General features: G+C 70.8%; 18 protein-coding genes. 5 read left to right on the forward strand and 13 right to left on the reverse strand.

What is annotated here, in order from left to right:
- The first annotated feature begins 2 nt into the window (after positions 1 to 2).
- The 3 genes from bufB to ACQGNW_RS04015 are packed head-to-tail and all read left to right on the forward strand — an operon-like array spanning position 3 to position 2,108.
- The gene (bufB, locus tag ACQGNW_RS04005) at positions 3 to 881 is read left to right on the forward strand and encodes an MNIO family bufferin maturase (RefSeq protein WP_426661822.1); all 879 of its coding nucleotides are present in this window, start codon (positions 3 to 5) and stop codon (positions 879 to 881) included.
- On the forward strand, positions 856 to 1,611 hold the full coding sequence (locus ACQGNW_RS04010; protein WP_426661823.1) for an HvfC/BufC family peptide modification chaperone: 756 nt from the start codon (positions 856 to 858) through the stop codon (positions 1,609 to 1,611). The genes bufB and ACQGNW_RS04010 overlap by 26 nt, the downstream gene beginning before the upstream one ends.
- 26 nt (positions 1,612 to 1,637) lie before the next feature.
- Positions 1,638 to 2,108: a DoxX family protein gene (locus tag ACQGNW_RS04015; protein WP_426661824.1), complete on the forward strand. Its 471-nt coding sequence runs from the start codon at positions 1,638 to 1,640 to the stop codon at positions 2,106 to 2,108.
- A gap of 12 nt (positions 2,109 to 2,120) precedes the next feature.
- Here ACQGNW_RS04015 and ACQGNW_RS04020 read toward each other — a convergent pair whose 3' ends face one another.
- The 10 genes from ACQGNW_RS04020 to xth form a co-directional block, all read right to left on the reverse strand.
- A complete protein-coding gene (locus ACQGNW_RS04020) occupies positions 2,121 to 2,885 on the reverse strand; it encodes a DUF3379 family protein (protein WP_426661825.1) in 765 nt (254 codons plus the stop codon).
- The gene (locus ACQGNW_RS04025; protein ID WP_426661826.1) at positions 2,872 to 3,357 is read right to left on the reverse strand and encodes a sigma-70 family RNA polymerase sigma factor; all 486 of its coding nucleotides are present in this window, start codon (positions 3,355 to 3,357) and stop codon (positions 2,872 to 2,874) included. Before ACQGNW_RS04025 ends, ACQGNW_RS04020 begins: the two co-directional genes overlap by 14 nt.
- Before the next feature lie 75 nt (positions 3,358 to 3,432).
- Entirely contained in the window at positions 3,433 to 4,299 is an 867-nt protein-coding gene (locus ACQGNW_RS04030) for a ParB/RepB/Spo0J family partition protein (RefSeq protein ID WP_426661827.1), read from the reverse strand.
- Positions 4,300 to 4,308: 9 nt separating this feature from the next.
- Complete coding sequence (locus ACQGNW_RS04035) at positions 4,309 to 5,190, reverse strand: ParA family protein (protein WP_426661828.1); 882 nt, start codon at positions 5,188 to 5,190, stop codon at positions 4,309 to 4,311.
- Positions 5,191 to 5,235: 45 nt separating this feature from the next.
- Positions 5,236 to 5,871, reverse strand: a complete 636-nt coding sequence (gene rsmG, locus ACQGNW_RS04040; protein ID WP_426661829.1) for a 16S rRNA (guanine(527)-N(7))-methyltransferase RsmG — start codon at positions 5,869 to 5,871, stop codon at positions 5,236 to 5,238.
- Positions 5,872 to 6,234: 363 nt separating this feature from the next.
- Positions 6,235 to 6,693: an SPFH domain-containing protein gene (locus ACQGNW_RS04045; protein WP_426661830.1), complete on the reverse strand. Its 459-nt coding sequence runs from the start codon at positions 6,691 to 6,693 to the stop codon at positions 6,235 to 6,237.
- 367 nt (positions 6,694 to 7,060) lie between these two features.
- On the reverse strand, positions 7,061 to 7,894 hold the full coding sequence (locus ACQGNW_RS04050; RefSeq protein WP_426661831.1) for a pirin family protein: 834 nt from the start codon (positions 7,892 to 7,894) through the stop codon (positions 7,061 to 7,063).
- 99 nt (positions 7,895 to 7,993) lie between these two features.
- On the reverse strand, positions 7,994 to 8,740 hold the full coding sequence (locus tag ACQGNW_RS04055; RefSeq protein WP_426661832.1) for a DUF4336 domain-containing protein: 747 nt from the start codon (positions 8,738 to 8,740) through the stop codon (positions 7,994 to 7,996).
- A 28-nt stretch (positions 8,741 to 8,768) separates the two neighbouring features.
- The gene (locus tag ACQGNW_RS04060; RefSeq protein WP_426661833.1) at positions 8,769 to 9,455 is read right to left on the reverse strand and encodes a YecA/YgfB family protein; all 687 of its coding nucleotides are present in this window, start codon (positions 9,453 to 9,455) and stop codon (positions 8,769 to 8,771) included.
- Positions 9,452 to 10,231 (reverse strand): exodeoxyribonuclease III, encoded by a 780-nt coding sequence (xth, locus tag ACQGNW_RS04065; RefSeq protein ID WP_426661834.1) that lies wholly within the window; start codon positions 10,229 to 10,231, stop codon positions 9,452 to 9,454. Before xth ends, ACQGNW_RS04060 begins: the two co-directional genes overlap by 4 nt.
- Before the next feature lie 193 nt (positions 10,232 to 10,424).
- Between xth and ACQGNW_RS04070 the strand changes: the two genes are divergently transcribed.
- A complete protein-coding gene (locus tag ACQGNW_RS04070; RefSeq protein ID WP_426661835.1) occupies positions 10,425 to 10,634 on the forward strand; it encodes a cold-shock protein in 210 nt (69 codons plus the stop codon).
- A gap of 186 nt (positions 10,635 to 10,820) precedes the next feature.
- Here the strand turns inward: ACQGNW_RS04070 and ACQGNW_RS04075 are convergent, their stop codons facing one another.
- The gene (locus ACQGNW_RS04075) at positions 10,821 to 12,881 is read right to left on the reverse strand and encodes a M3 family metallopeptidase (RefSeq protein WP_426661836.1); all 2,061 of its coding nucleotides are present in this window, start codon (positions 12,879 to 12,881) and stop codon (positions 10,821 to 10,823) included.
- 182 nt (positions 12,882 to 13,063) lie between these two features.
- On the opposite strand from ACQGNW_RS04075, the gene ACQGNW_RS04080 reads away from it, so the two are divergent.
- Positions 13,064 to 13,594 (forward strand): gamma carbonic anhydrase family protein, encoded by a 531-nt coding sequence (locus ACQGNW_RS04080; protein WP_426661837.1) that lies wholly within the window; start codon positions 13,064 to 13,066, stop codon positions 13,592 to 13,594.
- A 5-nt stretch (positions 13,595 to 13,599) separates the two neighbouring features.
- Here the strand turns inward: ACQGNW_RS04080 and ACQGNW_RS04085 are convergent, their stop codons facing one another.
- A complete protein-coding gene (locus ACQGNW_RS04085) occupies positions 13,600 to 14,148 on the reverse strand; it encodes a hypothetical protein (RefSeq protein ID WP_426661838.1) in 549 nt (182 codons plus the stop codon).
- 105 nt (positions 14,149 to 14,253) lie between these two features.
- On the reverse strand, positions 14,254 to 16,011 hold the full coding sequence (locus ACQGNW_RS04090) for a peptide-N4-asparagine amidase (RefSeq protein ID WP_426661839.1): 1,758 nt from the start codon (positions 16,009 to 16,011) through the stop codon (positions 14,254 to 14,256).
- Between the last annotated feature and the right edge of the window lie 34 nt (positions 16,012 to 16,045).

Consider the following 16,045-nt stretch of genomic DNA (forward strand, 5'->3'; position numbering starts at 1 on the left):
CCGTGGACTCTCCGCAAGCCCTGCTTGCGCAGCCGATCCCGACCGCGGTCGGGATCGGGCTGCGGCCGCCGCATGTCGCCCAGGTGCTGGAGCAGCGGCCGGCCGTGCCGTTCTTCGAGCTGCACAGCGAGAACTTCTTCCACCCCGGCGCGTCCTGGGAGCTGCTCGACGCGGTGCGCCGCGACTACCCGGTGAGCCTGCATGGCGTGGGCCTGTCGCTGGGCTCGGCCGAGGCCCTGGACAGCGGCCATCTGGCCGCGCTGCGTGCGCTGGTGCGCCACGCCGAACCCGCGCTGGTGTCCGAGCACGTGTGCTGGGGTGCGATCGGGGGGCGTCACTACAACGACCTGCTGCCGCTGCCCTACACCGAGGAGGCGCTGGACGCGATGGCGACGCACGTCGACCAGCTGCAGGAGGCGCTGGGCCGCCGCGTGCTGCTGGAGAACGTCTCCAGCTACCTGCAGTTCACCCACTCGACCATGCCCGAGTGGGTATTCCTCGCCGCGCTGGCCGCGCGCACCGGCTGCGGCCTGCTGCTGGACGTGAACAACGTCTACGTGAACAGCGTGAACCACGGCTTCGACGCGCACGCCTACCTCGCCGGCATCCCCGCCGCCGCGGTGGGCGAACTGCACCTGGCCGGCTTCACGCGGAAGGAAGGCCTGCGCCAGGACGGCACGGACGGGCCGCTGCTGATCGACTCGCACAACCGCCGCGTCGACCCCGCCGTGTGGGCGCTGTACGCGCACGCGCTGGCGCGGCTCGGCCCGCGTCCCACCCTGATCGAATGGGATCAGGACCTGCCCGACTTCGCCGTGCTGCAGGACGAGGCGCGGCTCGCCACGGAGCATCTCGATGCCTGCGCCGCCCTCGCTGCCTGAGCTGCAGCGCGCCTTCGCGCGTGCGCTCCAGGGCGGCGAAGCGCCCGCGCTGCACGCCTGGATCGCCGCGCGTGGCATCGATCCCGCCGCGCGGCTGCGCATCTACCGGCACGCCGGCTACGCCATCCACGTCGAGGTGCTGGCCACTGCCTTCCCTGCGCTGCGCCGTCTGCTCGGCGAGGACAGCTTCGACGGCCTCGCCACCCGCCATGCCGCCCGCCACGGCAACTGCAGCGGCAACCTGCAGGACTACGGCGCCGACTTCGCCGATTTCATCGCCGCGCAGGCCGAAACCGCCGCGTGGCCATGGCTGGACGCGGTGGCACGACTGGAATGGCTGCGCCAGCAGGCGGTGCTGGCCGCTGACGAGGCGCCCGCCGATGCCGGTGCCCTGCTCGCCGCGCTGGCCAACGCGCAGGGCACGCTGCGCCTGCGTCCGAGCGTGCGCGTGTTGCGCTCGGATTGGGCGGTGCTGGACCTGTGGCGCCATGCGCTGCTGCCGGACGTCGCCACGCCCGAGCCCGCCGTGCCGCAAGCCGTGCTGCTGTGGCGCGAGCACGCGCAGGTGGCGATGCGCGCCATCGCGCCCGCGCAAGCCGCCTTCGCCGAAGCGCTGTGCCGCCGTGCACCGCTGGCCGACGCACTGGCCGAGGCGCAGGCGGTCGACGCGGCCACCCCGCCCGAAGCCCTGCTGCAGCCCCTGCTGGAACACGCGCTGTTCGCCGCCTGACTTCTACCGACCCGCGAGGAAAACCCATGCACACCCTCATCGACCGCTGCTCGCGCCTCACCGCGCGGCTGACCGTGCTCACTCCGCTCGCCCTGCTGCTGTTCCGGGTGTTCGTGGCGCTGGCCTTCTGGCGCGCCGGCGTGGTGAAGTGGAGCGACCCCGGCGGCACCGCCTACCTGTTCGAAAACGAGTACCACGTGCCCCTGCTCGCCCCGGCCGTGGCCGCCGCGCTGGGCATGTGGACCGAACTGGTGCTGCCGTGGTTCCTCGCGCTCGGCCTGGGCACCCGCGCAGTCGCGGCGGTGCTGTTCGTCTACAACATCGTCGCCGTGATCTCCTATCCCGCGCTGTGGCCGAACGGCCTGTGGCACGGCCTGCTCGGCGCCGACTTCAACGACCACAAGGCGTGGGGCCTGATGCTGCTCGCGCTGGTGGCGCTGGGGGCGGGGCGGTTGTCGGTGGACGCCTTGCTCGGACGCGCGCCGGGGCGGCGCTGAGCCCGGCCGGCGTCAGGGCGCCTGCAAGCCGGATGCCCGCTCCGGCGCGCCCGCCGCCTGCGCGGTGCCCATGCCGTCGATGGCCACCCGCCAGCCCTGCGCGACCGCGTCGAACGGCCGCGCGCCCTGGCGGTCGGTAAGCATCACCAGGGTGCCGTGCTGCAGCGGCACGATGCGGCCCTGCCAGCCGTCGCGGTGGAAGTCGCGCGCCCTCGCCACCTGCTTGCCGGGCACGTAGAGCACGGCCACCGGCATGTTGTCCACGCGGCTGACCAGGTGCACGGTCTTGTAGGGACCGACCGGGCAGTCGTGCACGTAGGTGACGCCGGCGGGGAGGGGGCCGCGCAGCTGCACGCCGCGGTCGGCGAAGCCGGCTGCGACGGCCTGCGCGGTGACCGGCCGGACGAGGTCGAGCGAGTGGATCTCGCCGGGCATGTGCGCCACCGCCAGCGCGGGCAGCGAACGCGCGTCGTGCTGGCGCCAGGCGTAGCCGCCCACGCCCAGCGCGAGCAGCACGGAGGCCGCCAGCGCGTAGCCGAGGTGGCGGCGGCGCGCGGTCTGCTGCCGGCGCTCGCCGGTGGCCTGGGCCAGCAGTACGCGCTCGGCCAGGCCGTCGGGCACGGGCACGTCGAGCGCGGCCAGCAGTTCGTGCTCGAAGGCCTGCGCGCGCTCCCACGCGGCGGCGCAGGCCGGGCAATCGCGGCGGTGGGCCAGCAGTGCCGGGTCGCGCGATTGCGGCTCGGCGCCCAGCCGGCGGCGGAATTCAAGACAGTCCATGCTGTGCCTCCGGGCGGCCGCCCTGCAGGATGGACTTGAGTTTCTGCCGGGCGCGGAACAGCTGGGTCATCACCGCGCCGGGCTGCTGGCCCAGTTCGGCGGCGATCTCCTCGCAGCTCATGCCGCCCAGCACCTGCAGCAGCAACGGCTCGCGATATTTGTGCGGCAGTTTCGACATGGCCTCACGCAGCTCCGCGGCGTCACCGTGGCGCTCGGGGCTGGCCCAGGCGGCCTCCTCGGCGATGCCTTCGTCCAGTTCCACCGTGTCCAGCGGCTTGCGCTCGTGGATGCGCGCATGCTCGCGGCGCAGGATGGCGAGCAGCCAAGGCTTGGCCGACTCGGCCTCGCGCAGCGCATCGAGGCCCTTCCAGGCGCGCAGCAGGGTTTCCTGCACCAGGTCCTGCGCCAGCGCGTCCTGCCCGCACAGCCAGTAGGCGAAACGGTACAGGTCGCCGGCATGGGCGCGGGTCAAGGCTTCGAATTGCCGCTGTCGTGGACTCACGAACAAGGAGACCGGCCCGAGGCGCTTCATCTTTCAGTCCATGGCTCAACGCAGCTTGCCGAGGATGCCTTCGAGTTCGTCGTTGCTGTGGTAGTGGATCACCAGCTTGCCGCGGCCGTCGCGGGCGGCGGCCACTTCCACGCGGGTGGCGAAGCGCTCGGCCAGTTCGCGCTCCAGCGCGGCGATGTTGGGATCGCGCGGCGGCGCGGCTTTCGCCTTGCCCTTGGGCGCGGCCTGGGCGCGGCGCGCGGCGTCCTCCAGCTCGCGCACCGACCAGCCCAGCGTCACCGCCTGGCGGGCGAGCGGCACGGCGACGGCTTCGTCCAGCGTGAGCAGGCAGCGCGCGTGGCCCATCTCCAGCTTGCCCTCGTCGAGCAGCTTCTTGATGGCGTCGGGCATCTCGGTGAGGCGCAGCAGGTTGGACACCGCGGCGCGCGAGCGGCCCACCGCGTCGGCGGCCTGCTGGTGGGTAAGGTCGAAGTCCCCGATCAGGCGCTTGAGCGCATCGGCTTCTTCCAGCGGGGTGAGGTCCTGGCGCTGGATGTTCTCGATCAGCGCCATCGCGGGCACCGCGACCTCCGGCACCTCCTTCACCAGCGCGGGCACCTCGCTCAACTGGGCGCGCTGTGCGGCGCGCCAGCGGCGTTCGCCGGCGATCAGCTCATAGCGGTGCCGGCCGATCGCGCGTACCACCACCGGCTGGATCAGGCCCTGCGCCTTGATCGAGGCGGCCAGTTCGTCCAGTGCCTCGTCGTTCCAGTGGCGGCGGGGCTGGTACTTGCCGGGCTGGATCTGCTGGATCGGCAGCGTGCGCAGCTCGCCTTCCTGCTCCAGCACCGGCGCGGCGGCACCATCGCCGCCGAGCAGCACGTCCAGCCCCCGGCCCAGTCCACGTTTCTTTGCAGCAGCCATTCCTCAGCCTCAGTCCTGGTGGTTGGCGGCGGGCGCCTTCAGCACCACGCCATGCGCGCCCGCTGCGGGCGGTTCGGTCACGTCGGCCGGATCGTCCGCGGCGGGCGGCTCCACCGGCACCGGCGGCAGGCCGCGTTCGCGGCGGATGATCTCGCCGGCCAGGCCGATGTAGGCGATCGCGCCGCGCGAACTGCGGTCGTACAGGTGGATCGGCTGGCCGTGGCTGGGCGCCTCGGCGAGGCGCACGTTGCGCGGGATGATCGAGCGCAGCACCTTGTCGCCGAAATGCTGGGTGAGCTGGGCGGAGACCTCGTTGCCGAGGTTGTTGCGCACGTCGTACATGGTGCGCAGCAGGCCCTCGATCTCCAGCCGGGGATTCAGCCGCTGGCGCACCGCCTTGATCGTTTCCAGCAGGCTGGAGAGGCCTTCCAGCGCGAAGTACTCGCACTGCACCGGGATCAGCACGCCGTCGGCGGCGGTGAGCGCATTGAGCGTCAGCAGGTTCAGCGACGGCGGGCAGTCGACCAGCACGGTGTCGTAGCGGCCGCCCACCGTGGCCAGCTGTTCCTTCAGCCGGTGCTCGCGCGCCAGCGTGTCCATCAGCTTCAGCTCGGCAGCGGTAAGGTCGCCGTTGCCGGGCAGCAGGTCGTAATGGCCTTCGGTGGTGACCACGGCGTCGGCCACCGCGGCCTCCTCCAGCAGCACCGCGCAGCCGTTCGGGCGCGCCGCGTGCTTGTCCACGCCGGAGGCCATGGTGGCGTTGCCCTGCGGATCGAGATCGACGAGCAGCACGCGGCGCTTCGCCGCAGCCAGCGCCGCCGCGAGGTTCACTGCGGTGGTGGTCTTGCCGACGCCGCCCTTCTGGTTGGCGACAGCGATGATGCGTGCCATGTCGTCGATCGTGTGCGAAAGGGGGCCTAGATTAGCAGGCCCGGTTCAGTCGGCGCTGCGGCCGAGTACGACCACGCTGCGTTCGGCCTCCAGCCCCGGCACCGCGAGCGCGTGGACGCCGCGCACCGCGAAGCCGGGCGGCACGCCAGCCAGCTCCTCCTCGGGCGTCTTGCCCTTCATGGCTAGCCAGACGCCGCCGGGGGCCAGCAGGTGGCCGCCCCAGGCAAGCATGTCGGCGAGGCTGGCGAAGGCGCGCGCGGTGACGCAGTCGTACTGGCCCTCGACGTCCTCCACCCGCGACTGCAGGGCGCGCACGCCGTCGAGCTTCAGCGCGCGGATCGCCTCGCGCAGGAAGCGCACCTTCTTGCCGTTGGAGTCCACCAGCAGGATCTGCCGCCCTGGCGCGGCGATGGCGAGCGGAATACCCGGCAGGCCGGGGCCGGTGCCGAGATCGGCCAGGGTCTGGCCCTGCACGAACGGCAGGATCGCCAGCGAGTCGAGCAGGTGGCGGGTGACCATCTCGGCCGGGTCGCGGATGGCGGTGAGGTTGTAGGCAGCGTTCCAGCGCTCCAGCAGCGCTTGGTAGTCCAGCAGGCGCTCCACCGCATCGGCGGGCAGGGCGAGGCCGAGCGCGGCGATGCCCTGTTCCAGGCGTTGCTGCAGGGCGGCACGGGCGGTCATGCGGTATCCGGGACGAGGGTGGGCCGGCCAGTATCCGGCAGAACCGCCCTGGCGATCATCCCCGGTCGCGCGGCCCTGCATCCTTGTGATCTTCGATGATCGCGAAAAATCAGGCAGGCGGCCATCCATGGCCGCACTGCTTTGCTTCTGGCGATCCTCCATGATCGCGAAAATCAAATGGGCGGCCATCCATGGCCGCACTGCTTTGCTTCCTGCGATCTTCCATGATCGCGAAGATCAAACGGGCGGCCATCCATGGCCGCACTTCAAAAAAGGAAAACCCGCCGGATGGCGGGTTCAAGGCTTGCTTGCGGCCCCTGTGGCGCGGCGCTCTGGGGCGGCCTGCGCGAAGTACCCGGTGCCTCAGGCGAGATCCAGCTCCACCCGGGTCACCATCACGCCGCGCTCGCGCAACGTGCCGTTGAGATTCCGCTTGAGCTGCTGCCCCAGCACGCGCCGGTCGCCGGTCACCGCCTCGGGCTCGCCGCGCAGCGCTTCCAGCGCGCCGCGGCGGATCAGCTGGTCGGCCTGCTCGATCACCGCGTCCGCACGCTCGGGCTCCAGCACCTGCCAGTACACCGTGCCACGCACATCGCGGGCGTCGGCCAGCGGTTCCTCGAAACGCAGCACGCGGCCACCGAGGTCGATGCGATGACCCACCCGTTCCAGCAGCGGCAGGACCACGTGGGTACCCGGCTGCAGCAGGCGCACCGGTTTGCCATGGCGGTACAGGCTGTAGACCTGCCCGTCCGGAACGCGCTTCACCGCGATCGCGGCTAGTGCGAGCAGGCTGAAGGTGGCGGTGAGGATCAGGGCAAACATGGTCAGGAAAATCAGTGCGTTACCTGTTAATTGTTACGCTTCGACTACAGCTTGAGGATACAGCTACATGAACCTGCGAAGATTAATCTTTATTTAACGCCGATGCCTTGCGGCTTGCAAGCGCCGGTATCGCTGATCTGTGTCGGCATCGGCCGACCCTCCTGAAGGAAGGGCAAGCATCGGCCATACCAGTCGGCGGGGCCGGCGGCGCACGCAACCGGGCGCGCCGCATATCCGCGGGAGCGGTCACGTTGCGGGTGTCGACCCGATCCGCTTTCCGCCGCCCGCTCCCGTGCGCGCCAGCGTCGCGATGGCGACAGGACCAGGCCCCGGTCGGCGCGGCCGGGGCAGGTGTGGACGCGGCGCGTCAGAACTTGCCGGCGCGGAAGTCGGCGATCGCCTCGTGGATCTGCTCGGGCGTGTTCATGACGAACGGTCCGTAGCGCGCCACGGATTCGCCCAGCGGCCGGCCCGCGACCAGCAGCACGCGGGCCGGCGCCTCGCCGCCGCCGATGCGCACGCTGCCGCCGGGCGACAGCACCGCCAGCTCGCTGCGCGCAAGCTTGTCGTCGGCCACCCGGGCATCCGTGCCATCGAACACGTAGGCGAAGGCGTGGTGACCTTCCGGCAGCGGGATCTCCACCTGCGCACCCGCTGCCACCGCGATGTCCAGGTACACCGGTGCGGTGACGATGCCGGCCACCGGCCCGGTGGCGCCGGCCAGCTCGCCGGCGATCACCTTCACCGTGACGCCGTCGGCCGGATGCACCACGGGGATGCGCTCGGGGCCGATGTCCTGGTAGCGCGGCGCGGTCATCTTGTCGGCGGCAGGCAGGTTCACCCACAGCTGGAAGCCCCACATCAGGCCGTCTTCCTGCTGCGGCATCTCCGAATGGAGGATGCCGCGGCCGGCGGTCATCCACTGCACGCTGCCCGCGACCAGATCGCCGCGGTTGCCGTGGTTGTCGCCGTGCTGCATGTGGCCGGCCAGCATGTAGGTGACCGTTTCGAAGCCGCGGTGCGGATGCTCGGGAAAACCGGCGATGTAGTCGTCCGCGCTGTCGGAACGGAACTCGTCCAGCAGCAGGAACGGGTCGAGCATGTCCAGCCCGGGCTGGCCGATGATGCGCTTCAGCTTCACGCCCGCGCCGTCGGCGGTGTCGATGCCGCGGATGCGGCGGAGGATGCGGCGTTCGCCCATGACGATGCTCCGGTGGATGGAATGCCGCCAAGATGCGCGCGCGTGGCGCCTTATCCAAGCGCCGCGGCGGGAACGGATCGTTCCGCCGGCGCGACGGTCTCAGGCCAGCCAGCGAAATGCGCGGCGCAGCTCCGCCCCGGCGTTGTCCAGATAGCAGCGGCCGTGGGCGAGGATGACCCGCTGCGGCTGCCAGCCCATGATGCGCTGGAGGCAGGCACGCGCCGTGGCGCGGTCGCGGAACGTCAGGCGCATGTCCAGCGGGGCCTTGCCGTCGGGATCGAGCACGCCGCCCAGCCGCGCGATCCAGCGCATCGCCGTGCCGAGCCTGGCGGCCTCGAAGTTCTCGATCAGGTCGGCGAGGATCAGGGTGGCGCTGGCGCGGTGCAGGAACACCACCTCCTCGATCACGCGGCTGCCGCGGAAACGCAGCTGGTCGAGCTCCGCGGCCCACGCCGGTTCAGGCCGGTCGCCGAGGTCGGCGTCGAAGGAGACGTGGATCTTCTGGTGTGCTGCACGTTCGCGCACGCCGGGCGAGGCCCAGGCGACGGCGTCGGGATAGCGCCGCTTCCACGCGGCGACGTGCGCGTAGTGCAGCTTGTTGGGCGACACCAGGTGGCGCACCGGGCCCAGCGCGTCGATCGCGGCGAACAACGCCGCATCGGGGGCGACCGGCGAATGGCACCACAGGCCGCCGTCGGCCAGCCGTGCCACCGTCATGCGGGTGGGAAACGGCGCACTGCCGCCCAGCGCGGCCATGCGCACGATCGGGCCGTCAACGATCCACAGGCCCGGCGCGACCGGCTTCAAGGTATTGATGGGCTCGTAGAGCGGCGCCGCGACGTTCAAGCGTGGTCCCTCCCCGCGCGCGGCGGCCTCAGTGCACCCAGTGCCCGCTGCGGTGGCGCGGCGGCGTGCCATCGCCGCTTTCGGGCTCGGCATGCCGCTGCACCATCGCCTCGAGCTCCGCCTCGGTGACGGGCTTGGCCTGCCAGTACTGGCCGACCGCGTCGAGCACGGCGGGCACCTGCGACAGGCAGTCGTCGTATTCCTCGTCGCTGAGCTTCTCGAACTCGGCGTCGGCGCTGAGCACGCCGTCATCCACCGCCAGCGCCATCACCGGGCCGAGCAGTTCCATCAGCTGCGGATCCTCGGCGAGGCGGCCCTCCCACAGCGCGGCGCGCAGGTCGATGCCGCGGCTGAAGCCCTCGCACCAGCCGGCGGCCGACAGCGCGGGGCCGGTTTCGGTGTCGATCTCGCCGAGGATGGGCTCGTAGGCGTCCACGTCGAGCTCGGCGCTGATCGAGTCGTTGAGCTTGGCCAGCAGTTCCAGCACGCGGTTGCCCTCGGCCTCGTTGGCGAACGGCTCGTGCAGCACCTCGGGCAGCCATTCGTCGGGCAGCACCTGCAGTGGTCCCACCGCCAGCGCACTGAGCAGGCCATGCACGCCGTCCAGCAGCAGGCGGCCGTCGTCCCCGCTGGTGTGGGCGCGCAGGTAGCGGTCCAGTTCGTCGAGCTCGCTGTCGGTGAGCGAGCTGGGCCAGTCGGTCTTGCTTGTATTCATCGAATATCCAAATCCAGCGTCACCGGCGTGTGGTCGGAGGGGCGTTCCCAGCGCCGCGGTTCGCGATCGATCGCGGCGCCGACGGCGGCGGGTTTCAAGGCCTCGCCGAGCAGGATCAGGTCGATGCGCAGGCCCATGTTGCGCCGGAACGCCCCCTGCCGGTAGTCCCACCAGCTGTAGTGGCCACCCTCGGCCTCGAACAGCCGGAAACTGTCGTGCAGGCCGAGGTCGGTGATCGCCTTGAGCGCGGCGCGCTCGGGCGGCGAGCACAGGATGTCCTCGCCCCAGGCGGCCGGATCGTGCACGTCGCGGTCGTCGGGCGCGATGTTGAAATCGCCCAGCACCACCAGGCGCGGGTGGCGCTCGATCTCGCGGGCGAGGAACTCGCGCACGCGCTCCAGCCAGTGCAGCTTGTAGGCGTACTTCTCGTCACCCACCGCCTTGCCGTTGACCACGTACAGGTCCACCACGCGCACGTCGCCCACGGTGGCGGCGAGGATGCGCCTCTGCGGATCGTCCAGCCCGGGAATGTCGGTGACCACCTCGGCGAAGTCGCCCAGCGCGTCGCGGGCCAGGATCGCCACGCCGTTGTAGGTCTTCTGCCCCGAGTACACCGTGCGGTAGCCGGCGGCCGCCAGTTCGGCCGCGGGGAATTTCGTGTCCTCCAGCTTGGTTTCCTGCAGCGCCACCACGTCCGGCCGTGCGTCCGCCAGCCACTGCGTCAGCTGCGGCAGGCGCACCTTCAGCGAGTTCACGTTCCACGAGGCGATTTTCATGCGCACATTGTACGGGATGCCCGCGGGCGCACCCCCGGCGGCTGAACCGGTGACGGCAGTCGCCGCCGCCGGGGCGCTTTTCCATGTATGCTCGCGGCGGCAAGGGCCGGGAAGATCCGGATTTCCTGCGTCATCTGCGGCCGAGCACTCCTGCTTCCGGCCGCAAACCATTCATGTTTCAAAGGTATGTGTCATGTCGGAACGTCAGAGCGGTACGGTCAAGTGGTTCAACGATGCGAAGGGTTTTGGTTTCATCACGCCGGAAAGCGGTGAGGACCTGTTCGTGCACTTTCGCGCCATCCAGGGCACGGGCTTCAAGTCCCTGCAGGAAGGCGAGCGCGTCACCTTCATCGTGACCAAGGGCCAGAAGGGCCTGCAGGCCGAGGAAGTGCAGAAGGCCTGAGCCTTCGGCATTCCGCCGCCTGGAGAAGCCCGCCGCAAGGCGGGCTTTTTCTTTGCTGTTGCGATCATCCCTGATCGCAAACGTCAGACGGGCGGCCCTCCGTGGCCGCATCCTTCGACACGGCCTTGCGATCGCCCCTGGTCGCGGGAATCGAGCGGGCGGCCGTTCCTGGCCGCACCTTTCGCTTCAGTCCAGCAGCCCGTGGCTGCGCAGCAGCGCCTCGGGCTCCGGCTTGCGGCCGCGGAAGGCGACGAAGCTTTCCAGCGCGGGGCGACTGGCGCCTACCGCGAGCACCTCGCGGCGGAAGCGCGCGCCGGTGGCGGGATCGATCACGCTGCCGCCCTGCTTCGCCGCGTCCTCGAACGCGCCGAAGGCGTCGGCGCTCAGCAATTCAGCCCACAGGTAACTGTAGTAGCCCGCCGCGTAGCCGCCCGCGAAGACGTGGCTGAAGGCGTGCGGGAAGCGCTGCCACGCCGGCGGATGCAGCACCGCCACCTGCTTACGCACCTCGTCGAGCACCGCCAGCGCGCGCGCGCCCTCGGCGGGGTCGTAGCCCAGGTGCAGGGTGAAGTCGAACAGCGCGAATTCCAGCTGCCGCACCAGGAACAGGCCGGCATGGAAATGCCGCGCGGCCAGCATGCGCCGGAACAGCTCCTCCGGCAGCTTCTCGCCGGTCTGCCAGTGGCGCGCGAACAGGTCCAGCGCCTCGCGGTTCCAGCCGAAGTTCTCCATGAACTGGCTGGGCAGCTCCACCGCGTCCCACTCCACGCCGTCGATGCCGCCGATCGAGGGCAGCGCGATCTCGGTGAGCAGGTGGTGCAGGCCGTGGCCGAACTCGTGGAACAGGGTGAGCACGTCGTCGTGGGTGAGCAGCGCGGGGCGGCCCTCGGTGGGCGGTGCGAAGTTGCAGGTGAGGAAGGCCACCGGCAGCTGCTTCGCGTCGCCGTCGTCGAAGCGGGCGCGGCATACGTCCATCCAGGCGCCGCCGCGCTTGCCGTTGCGCGCGTACAGGTCGACGTAGGCGCCGGCGAACACGCGGCCGTCGGCGTCCTTGACGTCGTAGTAGCGCACGTCGGGATGCCACACGTCGACGCCGTCGCGGGCGGCGAGCGTGATGCCGTAGAGCTTGTGCACGATCGCCCACAGGCCGTCGATCACCGCGGGCAGCGCGAAGTAGGGCTTGAGCTGCTCCTCGTCGAGCTCGTAGTTCTTCTGGCGCAGCTTCTCGGACGCATAGCCCACGTCCCACGGCTCCAGCATGTCCAGTCCCAGCTCGGTGCGCGCGAACTCGCGCAGCACCGCCAGCTCGCGCTGCGCCACCGGCTTCGCGCGCGTGGCGAGGTCGTGCAGGAACTCCATCACCTCGGTGGGCGAGTCGGCCATCTTGGTGACCAGCGATTCCTCCGCCGCGTTGGCGTAGCCGAGCAACCGGGCGGCCTCGTGGCGCAACGCCATGATGCGCTCGATGCGCGCGGAGTTGTCGAACTTGCCCGCATGCGGGCCCTGGTCGGAGGCACGCGTCTGGTAGGCCCAGTACACACGCTCGCGCAGGCCGCGGTTGTCGGCGTAGGTGAGCACGGCCTGCACGCTGGGCTGCTTCAGCGTGACCAGATAGCCGTCCAGGTCCTGCTCCTTCGCGTACTGGCGCAGCACCGCGCGACCGGACTCCGGCACCCCGGCGAGGTCGCGCTCGTCGGTGACGTGCTCGTGCCAGGCATCGGTGGCGTCCAGCACTGCGTTGGAGAACTCGGTGGACAGCTTGCTGAGTTCCACGCCGATCTCGCGGAAGCGCGTGCGCGCCGGTTCCTCCAGCGCCACGCCGGAAAGCCGGAAGTCGCGCAGCGCGTGTTCCACCAGCGCGCGTTCGGGCCGGCCCAGCGCCGCGAACGCGGGCGCGTCGGCCACCGCCTGCACCGCGGCGTACAGGTCGCGGTTCTGGCCCTGTTCGAGGCCATAGTCGGTGAGCTTTTCCTCGGCGGGACCGTAGACCTCGCGCAGCGCCGCGCTGTCGGCCACCGAATGCAGGTGCGACACCGGCGCCCAGGCGCGCGACAGGCGCTGCGACAGCCGCTCCTGCGCCAGCATCACGTGCGTGAAATCGCGCGGCGCGCCGGGCGCGGCGAGTGCGTCGATGGCGGCGCGGTCGTCGGCGAGGATGGCGTCGACCGCCGGCGCCACGTGTTCGGGGCGGATGCGCGAAAACGCCGGCAGCGCGTCGTCGGCCAGCAGCGGATTGTCGTGGTTCATGCAGTACTCCTTGGCTGCCCGAAGCGTGGCGATGGCGCCAGGCGAAATCAAGCGCGGCCCGGCATGTCATGGCCGCGGCGCCGGCGCGGCAGCCGCCGCGCGCGGCCCGTCGACCAGACCGCGCCGGAATACGCCCCATTCGCTGCAAGGGAGGGCGGGCGCGGCGCGGCTAGAATGGCTGCATGAACCCCCTGCGCAGCTACAAGGGCATCACCCCCATCCTCGGCGACCGCGTCTACGTCGATCCCGCCGCCAGCGTGATCGGCGACGTGGTCCTGGCCGAAGACGTCTCGATCTGGCCCGGCGCGGTGTTGCGCGGCGACGTGAACCACATCCGCGTCGGCGCGCGCACGAACATCCAGGATGGCGCGGTCGTGCACGTGGCGCATGCGGGGCCGTACGGCCCGGGCTACCCCTGCCTGATCGGCGCCGACGTCACCATCGGCCACGGTGCGGTGGTGCACGCCTGCACCATCGGGGACGGCTGCCTGATCGGCATGCACGCGAGCGTGCTGGACGGCGCGGTGGTGGGGCGCCACGGCTTCGTGGGCGCCGGCGCGCTGGTGCCGCCGGGCAAGGTGGTGGGCGAGCGCGAGCTGTGGCTCGGCAATCCGGCGAGGTTCGTGCGCATGCTCGACGACGCCCAGGTCGAGCAGCTGCTGTACTCGGCCGCGCACTACGTGCGGCTGAAGGACGACTACCTCGCGGCCTGACCCGCCTACTGCGGCGGGGTGTCCGCCGCCTGCCGCGCGCGGATCGCCATCGCCTCGGCGGCATGCCGCCGGCTCAGCAGGATGCGCTGCGCATCGAGGTAGCCGCCGAGCAGGGCCAGCTGGTAGTTGCTTGCGTTGGTCTCGAAGTGCGCCGGATCGTACCTGTAGTTGCCGGCGTCGTAGGCACGCAGCAGCTGCAGCTCGCGTTGCGCCTCGTCGAGGTCGCCCGCGGCGATCGCCTTCTCGACGTCCTCGCAGGCCGGCTTGAACTCCGCCTGCAGCTTGTCCAGTGCGGTCCGGTTGTGCGGATCGAGCTGCAACACGCTGAAGTAGAACTCGTACGCGTTGCTGCCCACCGGCGCCACCAGCCGGCCGTCGTGCAATGCGGCGGATGCGAGGTCGAACAGGATGCCGGTGCCCTTGTCGTCCGGTGCCGGCACGGCATCGGCACGGGCATTCCAGTGCCACCAGCCGCCGCCGGCCGCCAGGATCAGCACCAGGAGTCCGCCCAGCCAGACGGGGCGGCGAGAGAGAAGCGCAACGAGACCTTGCATGACACCCTGCCTGAGCGGAACCGCGGTCGCGGCCGTCCACCGGGGACGACCGCGACCGTGGCGGCAAGCTAGCCGGGCATCATGTCAGGGCGATGACCAGCGGGCTCACCAGCCGGACAGCGCGTCGCCCTGGTCGGGCGAGCCGTCCGGATGGCTGAACCAGTACACGCCGTTCTGTCCGCCGGGGCAGCCCTGGCCGCTGCTCCAGCTGGTCACCGCGCCCGCCGCCGATCCCACGTCGGCGCGGTAGCAGCCGCCCAGCGTGTCGCGCCAGGCGAACGACTGCGTGCTGGCCTGGCCGCTGTGGCCGGTGAAGTGGCCGCCGGCGTCGAAATCCAGCGTGTCGGCGCTGTTCACCGTGTTGTCCACCTGGTCCGCATACAGCGTGAAACCGCCGAAGCGGCGGGCACGGCGCAACTGGTAGCCCTGCTGCACGATGGTGGCCGCAGTCATGCTGCCATCCGCGGCGGCCTGCTGGTTGTAGTCCAGGTGGAACGGATAGCGCAGCTGCTGGCGGTACTCGCGGGTGACGTGGTGCCCGACGCGGCTGCGGCTCACGCCGTCCATCGAGGTGAGCTGGTCGGTGACCTGGCGGTAGGTGGCCGCGTCGATCGTGAAGGACTGGGTGTCGGCGAAGCCGACGGTCTGCTCCACCGAGTTCCGCACGCGTCCGTGCGAGGTGTCGACGTAGCCCTCGATCACGAAATGGCGCGAAAGCGTGGTGGTGATGTCGCCGTTGCCGCTGCCGTCCAGCGTGCTGGCGACGGCGGGTACGGGCGGCTGGCCGGCCAGGGTGTTGCGGGTCACCTGGCCGGTGACCTGCCGCGCATGGTGGTCCTGGTAGACCAGCAGCGTCGCGGCGGCGGAGAAGTAGTTGTTCGCGCCCTGCACGCTCACCGCCACCGTGTGCGGCGCGCCGTCGCTGAGCACGCCCGCGAACGGGCTGAGGTCGACGCGGTAGGGCATGAAGTTCAACGTCTGCACGCCCGTGACCGGCCGCCACAGGTAGGGGTCGATGCCGCCGGTGTAGATCCACGGATACACCGGCGCCACGCCGGCCGGCTGGCCGTCGATGCTCACCTCGGCCTCGCGGAAGTTGCCGCCGCCGCACTCGTACACCTGCCCGGCGTACTGGTCGGGCACGCAGGTGTACCAGAACTCGTCGGCGTTCTGGCTCTGCGCGAACACGTCAAGGTAGGCGCGCTCCACGTTGCGCGGCAGGCTCAACGTCTTCGACAGCGTGCTGCCGGAGTTGTCCAGCTCGGTGGTGCTGCCCACCGCGTCGCTGCCCAGCGAAATCACGTCGTCGGGCACGTGCGGCGCGGGTGCACGCGCCGTGGCCGGGTAGAACAGCAGCCTGGCGCTGCCGTGGATCACGCCGGTGTAGGTGCCGTTGACCAGGTTCCACAGGATCGCCTGGCCTTGTCCGGCGGTGCGGAACAGCGCGCTGTAGTCGGTAAGGTCGCGTTCCACGTGCCAGCTCGGCGCCACCGTGGACGAGGGTTCCTCGGTGGTGCCGAAGTACAGGTTCACCCCGTTCAGCCACAGCGAGCCGGTGCGGTCGAACTGGCGGCCTGCGGTCACCGAGAAGTCCGCTTCCAGCACTACCTTGGCCCAGTGCGTGCCGCAGCCCGCGGGTGGCGCATAGCTGTAGGGCCGGGTGCCGAAATCGTCGAAGGTGTCGTCGGCGAACAGCTGCACCACGCACGGCTGGCCGGGCGGGCGCGGCACCGCCGGATCCGCGGTGGTCACGTTGGTCGAACCCACCGGACTGCCGCCGCTGTCGGCGGCGTAGGTGGTGCAGGCAAACCAGGTCAGCCCGGCGACGGCCAGGCAACGACTCAACATTCCCATGCGCAACATGCGATTTCCCCTCGCGAGGAGCCTGCCCGTGTGC

Source organism: Rhodanobacter aciditrophus (genome assembly GCF_050026795.1).
Classification (GTDB): Bacteria; Pseudomonadota; Gammaproteobacteria; order Xanthomonadales; family Rhodanobacteraceae; genus Rhodanobacter_A.